This is a genomic window from Rhodoferax sp. GW821-FHT10B06, from assembly GCF_059415605.1.
On record NZ_JBWKNO010000001.1, the window covers coordinates 61,146 to 76,400 of the forward strand.

A 15,255-nucleotide genomic window follows, 5' to 3' on the forward strand; every position below is an offset into this window, starting at 1 on the left:
GCGACAGGATAATCCAGGCATGTTGAACATCGTCCTGGTCGAACCTGAAATCCCGCCGAATACCGGCAACGTCATCCGCCTGGCCGCCAACACCGGCTGCAATCTGCACCTGGTGGAGCCGCTGGGCTTCTCCATGGACGACAAGCACATGCGCCGCGCCGGGCTGGACTACCACGAGTACGCCACGCTAACCCGCCACGCCGACTGGCCCAGCTTTCTGGCCACCGCCCAGCCCGACCCGCAGCGCCTGTTCGCGCTGACCACCAAGGGCACGGGCAATGTGTTCGACTGCGCATTCGCGCCCGGCGACTGGCTGGTGTTCGGCTCCGAAACCAAGGGCCTGGCCGACAGCGTGCGCGCCGCCTTCAGCCCCCAGAATTGCCTGAAGCTGCCCATGCGGCCCGGCCAGCGCAGCCTGAACCTGTCCAACGCCGTAGCCGTGACGGTGTTCGAGGCCTGGCGCCAGTGCGGCTTTCAATAGCTATCAAATAAATAGCTACCTGCGCAGGTAAACCCTGCGCTAGCGGCCTATTTCTTATAAATCTGCTCAGGCATAGTGGCGCACCAGCGACTCGGCTACGCAGGCCGGCCTGGCCTGGCCTTCCAGCTCCAGCGTCGCCTCCAGGACGATCTGCACGCCCGGCTCAGCCAGCGGCGTGCAGGCCAGCAGCTTCAGGCGTGCGCGCAAGCGGCTGCCCACCGGCACCGGGCTGATGAAGCGCACCTTGTTCAGGCCGTAGTTCACCGCCATGCGCGACTCGGTGATGGCAAACGAGCTGTCAAACAGGCGCGGCAGCAGCGACAGCGTCAAAAAACCGTGCGCGATCGGCCCGCCGAAGGGTCCCGCCTTGGCCCGCTCCACGTCCACGTGTATCCACTGCTGGTCGCCCGTGGCGTCGGCAAACTGCTGCACCTGGGCCTGGGTGATGAGCGTCCAGTCGCTGACGGCAATCTCCTGGCCCACCGCAGCGGCCAGCTCGGCGAAAGTGGCGAAGGTTTTCAAATGGCTCAGGCGTCCAGCCAGGCAGCCAGGGGCTTCCACTGCTCCAGGTCTTTTTCAACCCGGCTGGGCGCCACGTCGAACAGACTCAGGCCGCCGGCGGCCAGATGCACATAGTTTTGCGTATCGCGCAGATGGCTCAGCACCGGCACTTCCAGGCCGTCCAGGTATTCACGCAGGCGGTCGGCCGACAGGGTGCGCTCATCCACCCGCATGCCGACCAGGCCGACCTGCATCTTGTCGATGCGGCGGTGCTCGGCCAGGCGGTCCAGAAACTTGCGCGTGGCGAAGATGTCGAACACACTGGGCTGCAGCGGGATGACGATCTTGTCGGCCAGCTTCATCACGTCCTTGAAACGCTTGCCGTCCAGGCCGCCAGGCGTGTCCAGCACCACATAGCCATCGGCTTTGCTGGCTTTGGGCGGTTTGTCGATCTCGTCGGAGGCCACATCCCAGGCGGTGATGGGCGCCACATGCTCCGGGCGCAAGTCCAGCCACAGGCGGGACGACTGCTGCGGGTCGGCATCTCCCAGCAGCACTGCATGCCCCTGGGAGGCGTAGTAGCCCGCAATCTGGGTGGCCAAGGTAGATTTACCGACGCCGCCCTTGGGGCTGGCGACAACAACGATGGGCATGGAGAACTCCTGGTTGAGAATTTGCTATGTTAGCGGCATGCACGAAGCCAGTTCCAACCCCAATCCAGCCGACCCAGCGCCCCCCGACAACGCCCCGCCCCGCATCTACCTGCTGGCCGCCCACCCGAACTGGCGCGCCTCACGCGTCAACCAGCACCTGCTGGATACGGCCCGAGCCCTGGCCGATACCGCCGACGGCCAGCACCTGGAGGTGCAGGACCTGTATGCCAACTACCCCGACTACAGCATCGACGTGGCGGCCGAGCAGGCCCGCGTGGAGGCAGCCGACCTGCTGGTGCTGCTGCACCCTATCCAGTGGTATTCCATGCCCGCGCTGCAAAAACTGTGGTTTGACGAGGTGCTGACCTACGGCTGGGCCTATGGCGTGGTGTCTGCGGGCAGCGACGAAACCGCGCCCCAGGGCGCACCCGGCACCGCGCTGCGTGGCAAGGCCTTGTGGCTGGTGCTGACCACTGGCGGGCAAGAGGGCTCGTACCAACCCAGCGGCAAGCAGGCGTCGGATTTCGATGCCTTCCTGCCGCCCTACCAGCACACCGCCGCTCTGTGCGGCATGCGCTTTCTGCCGCCGCTGGTACTGCACAGCGCCCACAGCGCGGGCAAGCAAGAGGTGCTGGCGCATATCGCGCAGTTCCGCCAGCGCCTGCAGCACTACCCCCATTGGCCCGAAGCCGCAACGGACATCTGATACCCCATGGAACACGCTCCCTCCTGGCTGGTCAACAGCTTTGTCTACCTGAGCGCGGCAGTCATCGCCGTGCCGCTGAGCAAGGCCCTGGGCCTGGGCTCCATCATTGGCTACCTGGCCGCCGGCATCGTCATCGGGCCCTGGGGCCTGGGCCTGGTGACCGAGGTGCAGGACATCCTGCATTTCGCCGAATTCGGCGTGGTGCTGATGCTGTTCCTAATCGGCCTGGAGCTGGAACCCAAGCGCCTGTGGAGCCTGCGCCGCCCCATCTTCGGCTGGGGCTCGGCCCAGGTGCTGGGCTGCGCCGTGGTGATACTGCTGGGCGGCATGGCGGCCGGGGCGCCCTGGCGCATCGCCCTGGTAGCGGCGCTAGGCCTGGCCCTGTCCAGCACGGCGATTGCGCTACAGGTGTTTGGCGAACGTAATCTGCTGCCCACGCGCAGCGGGCAGGCGGGGTTTTCCATCCTGCTGTTCCAGGACGTGGCCGCCATCCCCATCCTGGCGCTGCTGCCGCTGCTGGGCGCCATTTCTGAAGAAAATGATGCGCTAGCGCACATATCACCTGCGCTAGCAGCTCTTAAAACAATAGCAGTCATCGCCGGAATTGTGTTGGGTGGCCGGCTGCTGCTGCGCCCGCTGTTCCACTGGATTGCGCGCAGCAAGACGCCCGAGATCTTCACCGCAGCGGCCTTGCTGCTGGTGGTGGGCATTGCCTCGCTGATGCTGTCGGTAGGCTTGTCGATGGCGCTGGGTGCCTTTCTGGCTGGCGTGCTGCTGGCCGAGAGCGAGTACCGGCGCGAGCTGGAGACCGATATCGAACCCTTCAAGGGCCTGCTGCTGGGCCTGTTCTTCATTGCCGTGGGCATGAGCGTGGACTTTGGCGTGCTGCTGCGTTCGCCGGGGCTGATGGCGGCCATCGTGGCCGGTTTTCTGCTGGCCAAGCTGCTGGTGATCTACGCCATCGCCAAGGCCATGGGCGTGCCCTTCCAGGAGCGGCCGGTGTTCACCGTACTGCTGGCGCAGGGCGGTGAATTTGCCTTCGTGGTGTTCCAGACCGCCACGGCGGCACAGGTGTTTTCTGCGCAGACCTCGTCCCTGCTGATCGGCTCGGTGGCGGTATCGATGCTGGTCAGCCCGTTGCTGCTGCTGGCCATCGACAAACTGCTGCTGCCACGCCTGGCGCAGCGCAGCGGGCCGCAGCTGGAAGAGCTGACCGAGCAGCAAGAGGCGCCCATCATCATTGCCGGCTTTGGCCGCTACGGCCAGATCGTGGGCCGCATGCTGCTGGCCGAGGGCATAGGCGCCACCGTGCTGGACCATGACGCGGAAATGGTGGAGACCATCCGCCAGTTCGGCCTTCGCGTGTTTTACGGCGACGCCACCCGGCTGGACCTGCTGCGCCTGTCGGGCGCTGCCACCGCCAAGATCCTGGTCGTGGCGGTGGACGACAAGGAGCAGAGCCTGAAGATCGTGGACATCGCACGCGAGCACTTCCCCAACCTGGAGATTGTCGCCCGGGCCCGCGACGTGCCCCACTGGTATGCGCTGCGCGACCGGGGTGTGCAGCGGGTAGAGCGTGAACTGTTCGAGTCCAGCCTGCGTAGCGCGCGTTCGGTGCTGGAGCTGGTGGGTTACCCGCCACACGAGGCTCGGCAGCAGGCCATGCGTTTTCGGCGGCACAACATCGGGTTGTTCGAGCAGATGTACCCGCACCGCAAAGACCGCAACAAGCTGATCGCCGTGGCCACCGAGGGCCGCCAGCAGCTAGAGGAGCAAATGGCCCAGGAGCGGGAAGAGCAAGCGCAACGCCGGGCCAAAACCCGGGGGCACTGAGGCCCAGACCGTTTTTACTCGACCACCTCGGGCTCATCCAGCGGCGCCGCCGCCTGGTAAGCGGCGGCCATCTTGGCCACCTCGTCGGCCAGCACCTGACGCAGGCTGGCTGGGCCGAGCACCACACAGCGTGCGCCGTGGCGCAAGATGTCGCTCATCAGTTCCCGGTGGTCCATGTAAGGCACGCGCAGCAGATAGCTGCCGTCCTGCTGCACGCGGCCCTGCTGCTGGGAATGCCACTGCAAGTGCGCCGCCTCCGCCGCATGCTCCGCCCCAAACTGCAGCCGCGCCCAACGCACCCTACCACTGGGGTAGATGCCGTACAGCGGGCCAAAAGCCGCATCCAGCTTGTCAGCGCCCATGTCCACCGCGCCGGTGCCCAGCACCTGCACATCGATGATGGCCGCCACCTCCACACTGTGCAGCGCGCTATGGCCGTGGCACCACACCTCCAGATACCAGACGCCCTGGTACGACACCATCCGCAGAGGCGAAACCTCACATCCCACCAGCGTGAGCTCGCCCTTGGTATAGGTCAGCAACAGGCGCTTGCGCCGCACCAGGGCCTGGCCCACACGCTCAAAGTACCGCGGCGTAGCTGGTTCCCGCTCGAGCCCGACGATACGCACGCGCTCACGCAGCTCCTGCAGCTCGACGTTGTCGCTTTGCAAAAGTGCCATCAGGCGCTCGGCCTCGGACACGGGGTTGAGTATCAGCCCCCCGGTATCCAGGCAGGCCAATAGATGCTGCAAAGTCAGCAAGGCCTGGATCTCAGCCGGTGAAAACCACAGGCCCGGCAGCTCATGAGCACTAGTTCTGGGCTCCTGCAATGCCGCAAGCCGGTAACCGCCCGCAGCGCGGCTCCATTCAATGGGCAATTTCAGCCGTTTGCGCAGGTCATCCAGGTCACGCTTCAGCGTTGCACGGGATACTTTCAGTTCATCCTGCAGCGCAGCGAAGCTGATGACCTTGTGTTGGCGCAGTAGCTGGTCGATTTTGTAGAGGCGCCCCGTCTGGTCCATGGTATCTCCGGAGATGGAATCAGGTATTCAAGTAACAGATGTAACCATTTAATTCCATAGCCATGCAGAGAGCAAGGCACTTTTACACAGCGAACTAGCGAGTTTCCCTTGGTTCAACTGTATACAAGCCACATCCTTGCGACATATTCATGCAACTGCAGCGCCTACTTTACAGTGTCTTGCAGCAGCTGCTTACCAGTAAACAACCTACCCAGCATCCAGAAAGCTGTGGCGAATCGAAACTCCATCCACAGCTTTACTAACGCCACGCTCAAGAACAGCGATGACACCGCGAAGTTGCGCGCATCCAACAAACCCCGCCACGCGAACGGAATCCATGCGCACAAACTGCCGCGGAGCTTGAGCGACAACGCCCCGGTTTGGCCGTGGTAGGCTTGGCGCCATGTTCAATCCCTCGCAAGCCGATGTTCGCCGATTTTTCTGTACTGTTTACGCCAAAGCGAAGGCAGGTCAAGCACTAGAAGCTATTGAAACCATAGCAAGCCAATGGATGGACGAGCATCCTGAATACCATGCCGACCTACATGATCTGGATGCCGCCCTGGCCCGAAATTACGATCTGGAGGCTGGCGCGACCAACCCCTTTTTGCACCTGTCCATGCACTTGTCGATCAGCGAGCAATGCTCCATCGACCAGCCGCGCGGCATACGCCAGGCGGTGGAGCTGCTGACGCGGCGGCGCGACTCGCTGCACGCGGCGCACCACGAAACCATGGACTGCCTGGGCCAGATGCTGTGGGAAAGCCAGCGCGCCGGCCGCCCGCCCGATGGCGAAGCCTATATCGCCTGTGTGCAGCGCCAGGCAACACGGGATTGAAGTCCTGGGCACCCAAGACACCACTTTCAGCAACCATCAAAAAAGCCCGCGACAGCGGGCTTTTTTGTGACCTAGGCAGACTTAACGGAAGCGCGACTGCGGCACGACCTTCAGCTCGCTGTCCAGCGAGTGCACATACGAAGCCAAGGCCTTCAGTTCGGTATTGGAAAACTGCTTAGCCACGCCGCCCATGACGGCGTTGCCGCGACCCACCAAGGGATTTCCCTCGGTCTTGTACGCCTTCAAAGCAACATAAAGATAGTCCGCATGCTGACCCGCAATCTTGGGATAGCTGGGGTCGATAGGTTTGGAGAAATTGTCACCGTGGCAGGACACGCAAGCGCCCTTGGTCAGCAATGCCGTCACCTGGGCAGAGGGCTGCACCGTGGGCTTGGCTGGCAGCGTTGCGCCCTCCACCACACCCAGGCTGCTGTAATAGGCTGCCACGTCCGCCATGTCCTGGTCGCTGAGCGAATCGGCGATGCCGCGCATGGTGGGGTGTTTGCGGTCGCCCTTCTTATAGGCGTTCAACGCAGAGATGATGTACTTTGCGCCCTGCCCGGAAATCATGGGCACCTTGTGCACTTCGGGGAAGCTGGCCTGGTAGCCCTTGATGCCGTGGCAGCCAATGCACATGTCCACCTTGGCATGCCCCGCTTTGGCATCTCCCACAATGTCTTGTGCACTCACCAGAGTACCCACCGAAGCTACTGCAAACGTCAACACCGTGGTCAATAATTTATTCATTTTTTGCGCGCACAATCTGGGGGAGAAACAAGCTTGTACATCAAGCTCGCCGACGTGCGCGGATTATATGCGTCGGTAATTCAATCCCACCCATCCTTCTGCACCCACCATGAAGTTTCAAGGCTCCGACAATTACGTTGCTACCCAGGATTTGATGTTGGCAGTCAATGCAGCGGCCACGCTCAAACGACCGCTGTTGGTCAAGGGAGAGCCCGGCACAGGCAAGACCATGCTGGCCGAGGAAGTAGCCGCCGCCTTGGGCATGCCCCTGCTGCAATGGCACATCAAATCCACGACCAAAGCGCAACAGGGTTTGTATGAATACGATGCCGTCAGCCGGCTGCGTGATTCCCAACTGGGCGACGAGCGAGTCAAGGACATCCATAACTACATCGTCAAGGGCGTGCTGTGGCAGGCCTTTACCGCAGACGAGCCGGTGGCCCTGCTGATCGACGAAATCGACAAGGCAGACATCGAATTCCCGAACGACCTGCTGCGCGAGATCGACCGCATGGAGTTCTACTGCTACGAGACGCGCGAGCTCATCCGTGCCAAGAACCGCCCCCTGGTGTTCATCACGTCCAACAACGAAAAGGAACTGCCCGACGCCTTCCTGCGACGCTGCTTCTTCCACTACATCCAGTTCCCCGACGCCGGCACCATGCAGAAGATCGTGGACGTGCACTTCCCCGGCCTCAAGAAAGAGCTGCTGGCTGCGGCCATGAAGACCTTCTACGACGTACGCAATTTGCCGGGTTTGAAAAAGAAACCATCCACGTCCGAGCTGCTGGACTGGCTCAAGCTGCTGGTCGCCGAAGACATTTCGGCCGAGGCACTGCACAGCCAGGACCATAAGGTGGCAGTACCACCCCTGGTAGGTGCCCTGCTGAAGAACGAGCAGGATGTAAGCCTATTTGAGAAGCTGGTTTTCATGAACCAGCGCAACCGCTAACCTTGCCATCCACAATAGGAGTTTTGGAATGAGTTTTGTACAAGCTGTCAACCTGCGTGCCCGCGGTGTCTTGCTGGAACCCATGGAGCTGCAGCACGAAGCCGGCCTGCAAGCCGCCGCCGCCGATGGCGAACTGTGGAACATCCGCGTCACCTCGGTACCCGAACCCGAGAACACCCGCTCCTATATAGAGACCGCCCTGAAGATGCGCGCCGATGGCAACCGCTTCGCATTCGTAGTCAAGGACGAAGCCACTGGCCGCGTATTGGGGACCAGCAGCTACCACGACATCCTGCCGGCTGTGAAGCGCGTGGAGATTGGCTACACCTGGTACGGCAAAAGCAGCCAGCGCAGCCACGTCAACACCACGGCCAAATTGCTGTTGATGACACACGCATTTGAAACCCTGGGCTGCCATGTGGTGGGATGGCGCACCGACAACTTCAACTTCGCGTCGCAAGCTGCCATCGAACGCCTGGGCGCGAAGAAAGACGGCGTCATCCGTGGCCATGCGGTGCGGCGCGACGGCACCATCCGCGACACCGTGATGTACAGCCTGCGCAGCGGTGAATGGCCCGAGGTCAAAGCACAACTGCTGTACCTGTTGGACAAGCCACGCCCCTGAGCCTGCTTGCCACCGCCATGCTGATCGACTTCTTCTACACCCTGCGTTCCGCCAAGCTACCGGTCTCCGTCAAGGAATATCTGAGCCTGCTGGAAGCACTGAAGGCAGGTGTGGTCGGCCCAGCCAGCGAGGACGGCACATCCATAGACGACTTCTACTACCTCAGCCGCACCACCCTCATCAAGGACGAAAAGCACTACGACAAGTTCGACCAGGCTTTTGCCGCCTACTTCAAGGGCGTGGAGATGGTGGCCGACTTCACACAGAACATCCCGCTGGATTGGCTGCGCAAAAATCTGGAGCTGGACCTCAGCCCCGAAGAGAAAGCCCAGATCGAAAAAATGGGCTGGGACGCGCTGATGGAAACGCTCAAAAAGCGTTTTGAAGAGCAGAAGGAACGCCACGAAGGCGGCAGCAAATGGATAGGCACCGGAGGCACCAGCCCCTTCGGCGCCAACGGCTACAACCCCGAAGGCATACGTATAGGCCAGGAGAAAAGCCGCCACAAAAGCGCGGTGAAAGTATGGGACCAGCGCGCCTTCAAAGACTACGACGACCAGCAAGAGCTGGGCACGCGCAACATCAAGATCGCGCTACGCCGCCTGCGCAAGTTCGCCCGCGAAGGCCATGCCGACGAGCTGGACCTGCCCGACACCATACGCAGCACCGCGGCAAACGCCGGCTTCCTGGACATCAGGATGGTGCCGGAGCGCCACAACAACGTGAAAGTGCTGCTGCTGATGGACGTGGGCGGCAGCATGGACGAACACGTACAGCGGGTGGAGGAACTCTTCAGCGCCAGCAAAAGCGAGTTCAAACACCTGGAGTTCTATTACTTCCACAACTGTGTTTACGACTTCATGTGGAAGCACAACCGCCGCCGCTACAGCGAAAAATTCGCCACCTGGGACATCCTGCACAAGTACAACAAAGACTACAAACTGATCTTCATCGGCGACGCGACCATGAGCCCGTATGAAATCCTGCAGCCCGGCGGCAGCGTGGAATACAACAACGAAGAAGCCGGTGCCGAATGGCTGCAGCGCCTGACCCGCGCCTTCCCCCAATTCGCCTGGATCAACCCCGAACCCCAAGGCCTGTGGCAATACCGCCAAAGCATTGCCATCGTCCAGCAACTGATGGGCCAACGCATGTTCCCCCTGACGCTCAAAGGCCTGGAGGAAGCCATGCGCTTGCTTTCCAAATAGACGGATGCTGCGCAAAGTTATATTGATCACCCTCTGGGCATGGGCTTTTGCAGGAACTGCTGCATGGGCACAAACCCCTGCCAAATCGGCGTTTGACCTGCGCATCGACGCGCCCGCCAATCTGACCGACATGCTCACGCGCCACCTGGAGCTGCAGCGCTACCGCAGCCTGACCGACCTGGACGCCACCGAACTCACGCGCCTGCTGCAAGCCGCGGAGCGCAATGCCCGTGACCTGCTGGCCACGCGCGGCTACTTTGCACCTACGGTTACGCTGACCACGGTAGACACCCCACAAAGCCCCACGGCCCCGGTCGAAGTGGTGCTGACTGTGGACCCCGGTGTGCCGACCCGCATCAGCGAGGTCCACATAGACTTCAGCGGCCCGCTGGCCGACGACCCCGACAGCGCCCCGCTGCGCGAAAGCATACGCGCCGACTGGCAGCTGCACCCTGGCGACACTTTTACCCAGGACGGCTGGGACGACGCCAAGACCCAGGCCCTGCGCAGCCTGACCGTGCAGCGCTTTCCCACCGGCGAAATCCAGAACAGCCTGGCCGACATCGACCCCGACACCCACCAGGCACGCCTGGAGGTCACGCTGGCCTCAGGGCCGGCATACCGATTTGGCGCCATGGAGATACGTGGCCTGGAACGCTACGACGCCGACCTGGTGCGCAACCTGGCCCAACTACCCAGCGGTTCAGACTACACCCAGGCCCAGCTGCTGCAGGCCCAGCAACGCCTGGCCGACAGCGGCTACTTCGACTCGGTCTTTCTCACGCTGGACACCGCCGGCGACCCCGCAGCCGCCCCCGTAGTTGCGCAACTGCGCGAGGCCAAGCTGCAGAAGCTGGTGCTGGGCGTGGGCTTCAGCACCGACAGCGGGCCCCGTATATCCGCCGAACACACGCACCACCAACTGCCCTGGATTGGCTGGCGCGGCGTCTCCAAGCTGTCGCTCGACCACAAGACCCAGACACTGGGCACCGAACTCACTTCGCACCCCGACGAGCGCAGCTGGCGCTGGGTCACCTCCGCGCAGCTGGAGCGCGAAGCCGTCAGCGGCACCGTGACCAACAGCCAACGCCTGCGCGCCGGCCGCACGCAAATCAACGACCACATCGACCGCAATATCTACCTGCAGTACGACCAGGCCACCACGACCACCGACTCCGAACCCCAAAGCACGGCCAGCGCCATCAGTGCCAACTACGCCTGGACGCAGCGCAACTTTGACGACATCCGCACCCCCACATCGGGCTACGGCGTGGCGGTAGAACTAGGCCAGGGTCTGACCTTAGGCAGTGACCGCCAGCCTTTCACCCGGGTGCTGACACGCTGGCTGGGCTACTTCCCACTGAGCCGCCTGTTGCCGGCGGATGGCCCGTCCATGCGCCTGGGTCGGCTGGCCATGCGCGCAGAAGGCGGTGCCGTGGTGGCCAAGGCCAGCGCCAACGTGCCCAGCACCCAGGAATTCCTGACCGGCGGCGACACCACCGTGCGCGGCTACAGCTACCACAGCATCGGTATCGTGGCCGCGGACGGCACGGTCAGCGCCGGGCGCTACATGGCCTCCGGCAGCCTGGAATGGCAGCGCCCCATCGTCTACAACGGCCGCACCACCGAGTGGGAAAGCGCGGTGTTCGCCGACGCCGGTGCGGTGGCCAACACCATTGGCTCGCTGGAAACCAAGGTCGGCGTGGGCGCCGGCGTGCGCTGGCGCAGCCCGGTCGGCCCGGTGCAGATCGACCTAGCCTATGGCCTGGCCACCCACAAGATGCGGCTACACCTGAGCGTAGGGTTCAGCTTCTGATGGCGATCTGGCGACCTTCACGTAAAAGCCTGCTGTGGCTGCTGGGTGCGCCCTTGGCGCTGCTGGCCCTGGTGGCGGCCCTGACTGGCGGCATCTGGCTCTGGTTGGGTGGCGATACCTCGCTGGCCACGGCCCTGGGCCGGGTGGCACCTTATCTGCCGACCGGCCATTCGCTGGAGGTGCGCGACGTCAGCGGCTCGGTGCGCCAGGGCGGCCACATTGGCAGCCTGCATTACCAAAGCCCGGACATCACCATAGATGCGCAAGACATCGCGGTGGAATGGCAGATCCAGCCCCTGCTGCAACGCAAGCTGCACCTCAGCCAACTGCGCGTGGCACAGCTGCGCATCACGCAAGCCCCCTCCACCAGCCCCAGCAAGCCGCTGACCGAACTTGTCCTGCCGCTGCAGCTGGATGTGGTGTTTGCGGTAAATGACCTGCAATGGACCGGCCCGCCCGCGCTGCAGGCCAGCCAACTGGCAGGCCGCTACCGTTATGACGGCAGCCAGCACCAGCTGAAGCTGGACAGCCTGCGCATTGCATCCGGCCAGTACAGCGGGCAAGCCCAACTGCAGGCACGCAACCCCATGGCCCTGGAGGCCAAGCTACAGGGCCAGGTGGAAACCAGCATCCCAGGCAGCAAAGCCCCCTTGCACATCGCAGCCAGCGCCTCCGCCCAAGGCCCCTTGGCCGGCCAGGACGCCCAGCTGGAAGTACTGGCCCAGCTGACGCCAGACAAAGCAGCCCAACAGCCCCTGCAAGCCACCGTGACAGCGCAAGTCCGCCCCTGGGCAGAACAGCCACTGCACCAAGCCGAGGCGAAGTTTCAGGACCTCAACCTGGCCGAGCTCTGGCCCGAGGCGCCACAAACCCGCTTGAGCGGCAGCGCCCAGATCACACCCGATGCGTCCGGCACGCCAGGCGGCCGCTGGAACGCCAGCGCAGCCGTGGACAACCGCCTCAGCGGCCCTTGGGACAAGGGCCGTATTCCGGTAGACAGCGCACGTGCCCAGCTGCAGTTTCAACAGGGTGCCTGGGTGGTGCAGTCGCTAACCGCCCAGCTGGGCCAGGGCAGCCTGCATCTGCAAGGCCATTTGCAAAACCATTTGGACGGCACGGCCAGCAACGACTGGACTGCCAATGCCGAGCTGCAGCGCATCACCCCCTCGGCCCTACATACCCAGTTGGACCCGGCGCCGCTGAACGGTCAGCTCAGTGCACAAAGTCGCAGCGCCGCCATCAGCTTCACCGCCGCCTTGCAACCTGCTGGTGCAGCGCCCGCGCGCTCGGCCCTGAACGGCCTGCGCATACAGCAGGCACGTGCCGTAGGCCGCTGGGCCCAGGGCACGCTCAGCCTGTCCACCCTACAGCTGCAGACCGACGACGCGCAACTGCAGGGCCAACTGGACCTGACACTGGCCAGCCGCGCGGCCAAAGGGCAGCTACAGCTGAGCCTGCCCGGCGCCAAGGCCGACCTGCAAGGCAACCTCAGCGCCCAGCAGGGCGCGGGCAATATCAGCCTGCACGTCACCGACGCCGCAGCCACCACCCAGTGGCTGGTCCGCCTGCCCGGCCTTGCCACCAGCCTGCAAAACCTGGCCATCAAGGGCCAGGCCGACCTGAGCGGCCACTGGACCGGCGGCTGGGCCAATCTCGCAGGCTCTGCACAAAAGGCAGGGTCCGATGGCCTGGGCCTGCAAGCCCAGCTGAGCGTGCCCACGCTGGAGCTGCGCCCCGCCAGCGGCGACCCCATCTTGCTGCGCAATGGCAAGCTGGACCTGTCCGGCAGGCTGCAAGCGCTGGACCTGCAACTACAGGCCGAACTGGCCACCGGTACCCAGCAGCTGAAATTGGACAGCCGCGCCAGTGCCGACCTTTCCGCCCCCAACCAGTGGCAGGCCCGTATCGCCAGTCTGGTGCTCCAGCTGCAGGACAGCACCCGGCCCGGGCCGTGGCGGCTGCAGCTGGACCAGCCACTGGCCCTGAAACTGGCCCGTAGCGCCGGCACCACGGCATTGGACGCCGCCGCCGCCGCCGGCACCGCCAGCCTGACCGGCCCGGCACCGGGCAGCGCGCGCATCAGCTGGCAGCCCGTGGCCTGGGTTCAGGATGGTGCGCACACCCGGCTGCGCACCCAGGGCAACGTGCAAGGCATCACCATGGGCTGGCTGGAAACCCTGGCCGCCAGCAGCGGCCAACTGGCGCAACTGGGCCTGAAGGGCGACCTGGTGCTGGACGGCGACTGGGACATCCAGGCCGCCCAGACCCTGCAGATCAGCGCCAACCTCAGCCGGCGCAGCGGCGACATCCTGCTGCAGACCAGCGACGACACCGGCCCCGCACGTGCGGGCTCCGCCAACACGGCCAGCACCATCAGCGCCGGCATCCGTACCGCCAGCGTGGGGCTACGCAGCAATGGCAACCAGTTGCGCGCCAGCCTGCGCTGGGACAGCGAGCGTGCCGGCCAGATCGAGGCCAACCTCGGCACACAAATCAACAACAGCGATAGCGGCTGGACCTGGCCGGCCGACGCGCCACTCAGCGGCAGCGTGCGCGCAGAGCTGCCCCGGGTCGGCATCTGGTCGGTGCTGGCCCCACCCGGCTGGCGCATGCGCGGCACGCTGGCCGCCAACGCAAGCCTCAGCGGCACCCGCCAGGCACCGCAATGGGCCGGTACGCTGCAGGCCGACGACCTGGCGCTGCGCTCGGTGGTGGAAGGCATAGAGCTGCGCGACGGCCGCTTCCGCGCCACGCTGGAAGGCCAGCGCCTGAACATCAACGAATTCAGCCTGCGCGGCGCACCCACCGGTGGCACGGCCGCACCGGCAGGCAGCGACGGCGGTACGCTGACCGCCACCGGCTTCGCCCGTTGGTCCAGCGTGGCTCCGGCTGGCATCCAGCTGGACCTGCAAGCCCAGGCGCAGGCTCTACGCGTCTCGGCCCGGGCCGACCGGCGCCTGTCGGTCTCCGGCAAGCTGCAAGCCCATCTGGAACAAGGCAAACTGAGCCTGCAAGGCGCGCTGAAGGCCGACCAGGCGCTGTTCATCCTGCCCGATGAAACCGCCCCCAGCCTGGGTGGTGACGTGGTGGTGCGCACCCGCAGCACCGGGGCCACAGCTACCACGGCGGCCACGCCCACAGCCTCCAAGAATACGCCCGACATCACGCTGGACCTGGACCTGGGCAACGACTTCCGCCTGGTCGGGCGCGGCCTGGACACCCGGCTCACCGGCCAGCTCAAGCTGCGCGCCGGCCCCACGCTGGCCGGCCCGCGCGTCACCGGCGAGCTGCGCACTGTGCGCGGCAGCTACCGCGCCTACAGCCAGAACCTGGATATTGAGGAAGGCATCCTGCGCTTCAACGGGCCTTTTGATAACCCGTCGCTGGACGTGCTGGCGATCCGCCCCAACCTCAGCGTGCGCGTGGGGGTACAAATCACCGGCACCGCCTTGGCGCCACGGGTGCGCCTGTATTCCGACTCCGACCTGTCCGATGCCGAAAAACTCGCCTGGCTGGTGCTGGGACGCAGCGCCGCCAACGGTGGCGCCGAAGCCGCCGTGCTGCAGCAGGCCGCGCTGGCCCTGTTGGGCGGCAATGGCAAGGGCATCTCGGGCGGACTGGCATCTGCACTGGGCCTGGACGAGCTATCGTTCAGCGGCAGCGGCACCAAGACCGACGGAACCACCACCGCTGCCGCCGTCACATTCGGCAAACGCCTGTCGCGCGACTTCTACGTGGCCTACGAGCACAGCCTGGCCGGCACGCTGGGCACGCTCTACATCTTCTACGACCTGAGCAAACGCTTCACCCTGCGCGGCCAGACCGGCGAACAAAGCGCGATCGACCTGATCTTCACGCTCACCTACGACTGAA

Annotated in this window: 13 protein-coding genes; 9 read left to right on the forward strand and 4 right to left on the reverse strand. The window is 64.3% G+C overall.

Annotated elements, in window-relative coordinates; genetic code table 11:
* The first annotated feature begins 19 nt into the window (after positions 1 to 19).
* Entirely contained in the window at positions 20 to 481 is a 462-nt protein-coding gene (gene trmL, locus AC07O2_RS00310) for a tRNA (uridine(34)/cytosine(34)/5-carboxymethylaminomethyluridine(34)-2'-O)-methyltransferase TrmL (protein WP_495073748.1), read from the forward strand.
* 66 nt (positions 482 to 547) lie between these two features.
* Here the strand turns inward: trmL and AC07O2_RS00315 are convergent, their stop codons facing one another.
* Together AC07O2_RS00315 and AC07O2_RS00320 are read right to left on the reverse strand one after the other, a co-directional pair.
* Entirely contained in the window at positions 548 to 1,003 is a 456-nt protein-coding gene (locus tag AC07O2_RS00315; RefSeq protein ID WP_495073749.1) for a MaoC family dehydratase, read from the reverse strand.
* Between the two features lie 5 nt (positions 1,004 to 1,008).
* Entirely contained in the window at positions 1,009 to 1,635 is a 627-nt protein-coding gene (locus tag AC07O2_RS00320; protein WP_495073750.1) for a nucleotide-binding protein, read from the reverse strand.
* A gap of 37 nt (positions 1,636 to 1,672) precedes the next feature.
* Here AC07O2_RS00320 and kefF point away from each other — a divergent pair, with 37 nt between their 5' ends.
* A complete protein-coding gene (kefF, locus tag AC07O2_RS00325) occupies positions 1,673 to 2,341 on the forward strand; it encodes a glutathione-regulated potassium-efflux system oxidoreductase KefF (protein ID WP_495073751.1) in 669 nt (222 codons plus the stop codon).
* Positions 2,342 to 2,347: 6 nt separating this feature from the next.
* Complete coding sequence (kefC, locus tag AC07O2_RS00330) at positions 2,348 to 4,174, forward strand: glutathione-regulated potassium-efflux system protein KefC (RefSeq protein WP_495073752.1); 1,827 nt, start codon at positions 2,348 to 2,350, stop codon at positions 4,172 to 4,174.
* 14 nt (positions 4,175 to 4,188) lie between these two features.
* Here kefC and AC07O2_RS00335 read toward each other — a convergent pair whose 3' ends face one another.
* A complete protein-coding gene (locus AC07O2_RS00335; protein WP_495073753.1) occupies positions 4,189 to 5,196 on the reverse strand; it encodes a helix-turn-helix transcriptional regulator in 1,008 nt (335 codons plus the stop codon).
* A 403-nt stretch (positions 5,197 to 5,599) separates the two neighbouring features.
* On the opposite strand from AC07O2_RS00335, the gene AC07O2_RS00340 reads away from it, so the two are divergent.
* The gene (locus AC07O2_RS00340) at positions 5,600 to 6,034 is read left to right on the forward strand and encodes a DUF1841 family protein (RefSeq protein ID WP_495073754.1); all 435 of its coding nucleotides are present in this window, start codon (positions 5,600 to 5,602) and stop codon (positions 6,032 to 6,034) included.
* An 81-nt stretch (positions 6,035 to 6,115) separates the two neighbouring features.
* Here AC07O2_RS00340 and AC07O2_RS00345 read toward each other — a convergent pair whose 3' ends face one another.
* Entirely contained in the window at positions 6,116 to 6,781 is a 666-nt protein-coding gene (locus AC07O2_RS00345) for a c-type cytochrome (RefSeq protein WP_495073755.1), read from the reverse strand.
* Positions 6,782 to 6,890: 109 nt separating this feature from the next.
* Here AC07O2_RS00345 and AC07O2_RS00350 point away from each other — a divergent pair, with 109 nt between their 5' ends.
* From AC07O2_RS00350 to AC07O2_RS00370, 5 genes are read left to right on the forward strand one after another with little or no spacing between them, the layout of a single operon-like run.
* Positions 6,891 to 7,733 (forward strand): AAA family ATPase, encoded by an 843-nt coding sequence (locus tag AC07O2_RS00350; RefSeq protein WP_495073756.1) that lies wholly within the window; start codon positions 6,891 to 6,893, stop codon positions 7,731 to 7,733.
* A gap of 28 nt (positions 7,734 to 7,761) precedes the next feature.
* Positions 7,762 to 8,358, forward strand: coding sequence for a GNAT family N-acetyltransferase (locus tag AC07O2_RS00355; protein ID WP_495073757.1), 597 nt, complete (start codon positions 7,762 to 7,764; stop codon positions 8,356 to 8,358).
* A gap of 17 nt (positions 8,359 to 8,375) precedes the next feature.
* On the forward strand, positions 8,376 to 9,566 hold the full coding sequence (locus tag AC07O2_RS00360; RefSeq protein ID WP_495073758.1) for a vWA domain-containing protein: 1,191 nt from the start codon (positions 8,376 to 8,378) through the stop codon (positions 9,564 to 9,566).
* 4 nt (positions 9,567 to 9,570) lie between these two features.
* Positions 9,571 to 11,382: an autotransporter assembly complex protein TamA gene (locus AC07O2_RS00365; RefSeq protein ID WP_495073759.1), complete on the forward strand. Its 1,812-nt coding sequence runs from the start codon at positions 9,571 to 9,573 to the stop codon at positions 11,380 to 11,382.
* Positions 11,382 to 15,254 carry a translocation/assembly module TamB domain-containing protein gene (locus tag AC07O2_RS00370; RefSeq protein WP_495073760.1) on the forward strand — a complete coding sequence of 1,291 codons (3,873 nt, stop codon included), beginning with the start codon at positions 11,382 to 11,384 and terminating at the stop codon, positions 15,252 to 15,254. Before AC07O2_RS00365 ends, AC07O2_RS00370 begins: the two co-directional genes overlap by 1 nt.
* Position 15,255 lies beyond the last annotated feature (1 nt).

Coding starts and splice junctions, on each gene's coding strand:
- AC07O2_RS00365 (WP_495073759.1), top strand. CDS start 9,571: ATGCTGCGCAAAGTTATATTGATCACCCTCTGGGCATGGGCTTTTGCA.
- AC07O2_RS00370 (WP_495073760.1), top strand. CDS start 11,382: ATGGCGATCTGGCGACCTTCACGTAAAAGCCTGCTGTGGCTGCTGGGT.
- AC07O2_RS00360 (WP_495073758.1), top strand. CDS start 8,376: ATGCTGATCGACTTCTTCTACACCCTGCGTTCCGCCAAGCTACCGGTC.
- AC07O2_RS00355 (WP_495073757.1), top strand. CDS start 7,762: ATGAGTTTTGTACAAGCTGTCAACCTGCGTGCCCGCGGTGTCTTGCTG.
- AC07O2_RS00345 (WP_495073755.1), bottom strand. CDS start 6,781: ATGAATAAATTATTGACCACGGTGTTGACGTTTGCAGTAGCTTCGGTG.
- AC07O2_RS00340 (WP_495073754.1), top strand. CDS start 5,600: ATGTTCAATCCCTCGCAAGCCGATGTTCGCCGATTTTTCTGTACTGTT.
- AC07O2_RS00320 (WP_495073750.1), bottom strand. CDS start 1,635: ATGCCCATCGTTGTTGTCGCCAGCCCCAAGGGCGGCGTCGGTAAATCT.
- AC07O2_RS00350 (WP_495073756.1), top strand. CDS start 6,891: ATGAAGTTTCAAGGCTCCGACAATTACGTTGCTACCCAGGATTTGATG.
- kefF (WP_495073751.1), top strand. CDS start 1,673: ATGCACGAAGCCAGTTCCAACCCCAATCCAGCCGACCCAGCGCCCCCC.
- kefC (WP_495073752.1), top strand. CDS start 2,348: ATGGAACACGCTCCCTCCTGGCTGGTCAACAGCTTTGTCTACCTGAGC.
- AC07O2_RS00335 (WP_495073753.1), bottom strand. CDS start 5,196: ATGGACCAGACGGGGCGCCTCTACAAAATCGACCAGCTACTGCGCCAA.
- trmL (WP_495073748.1), top strand. CDS start 20: ATGTTGAACATCGTCCTGGTCGAACCTGAAATCCCGCCGAATACCGGC.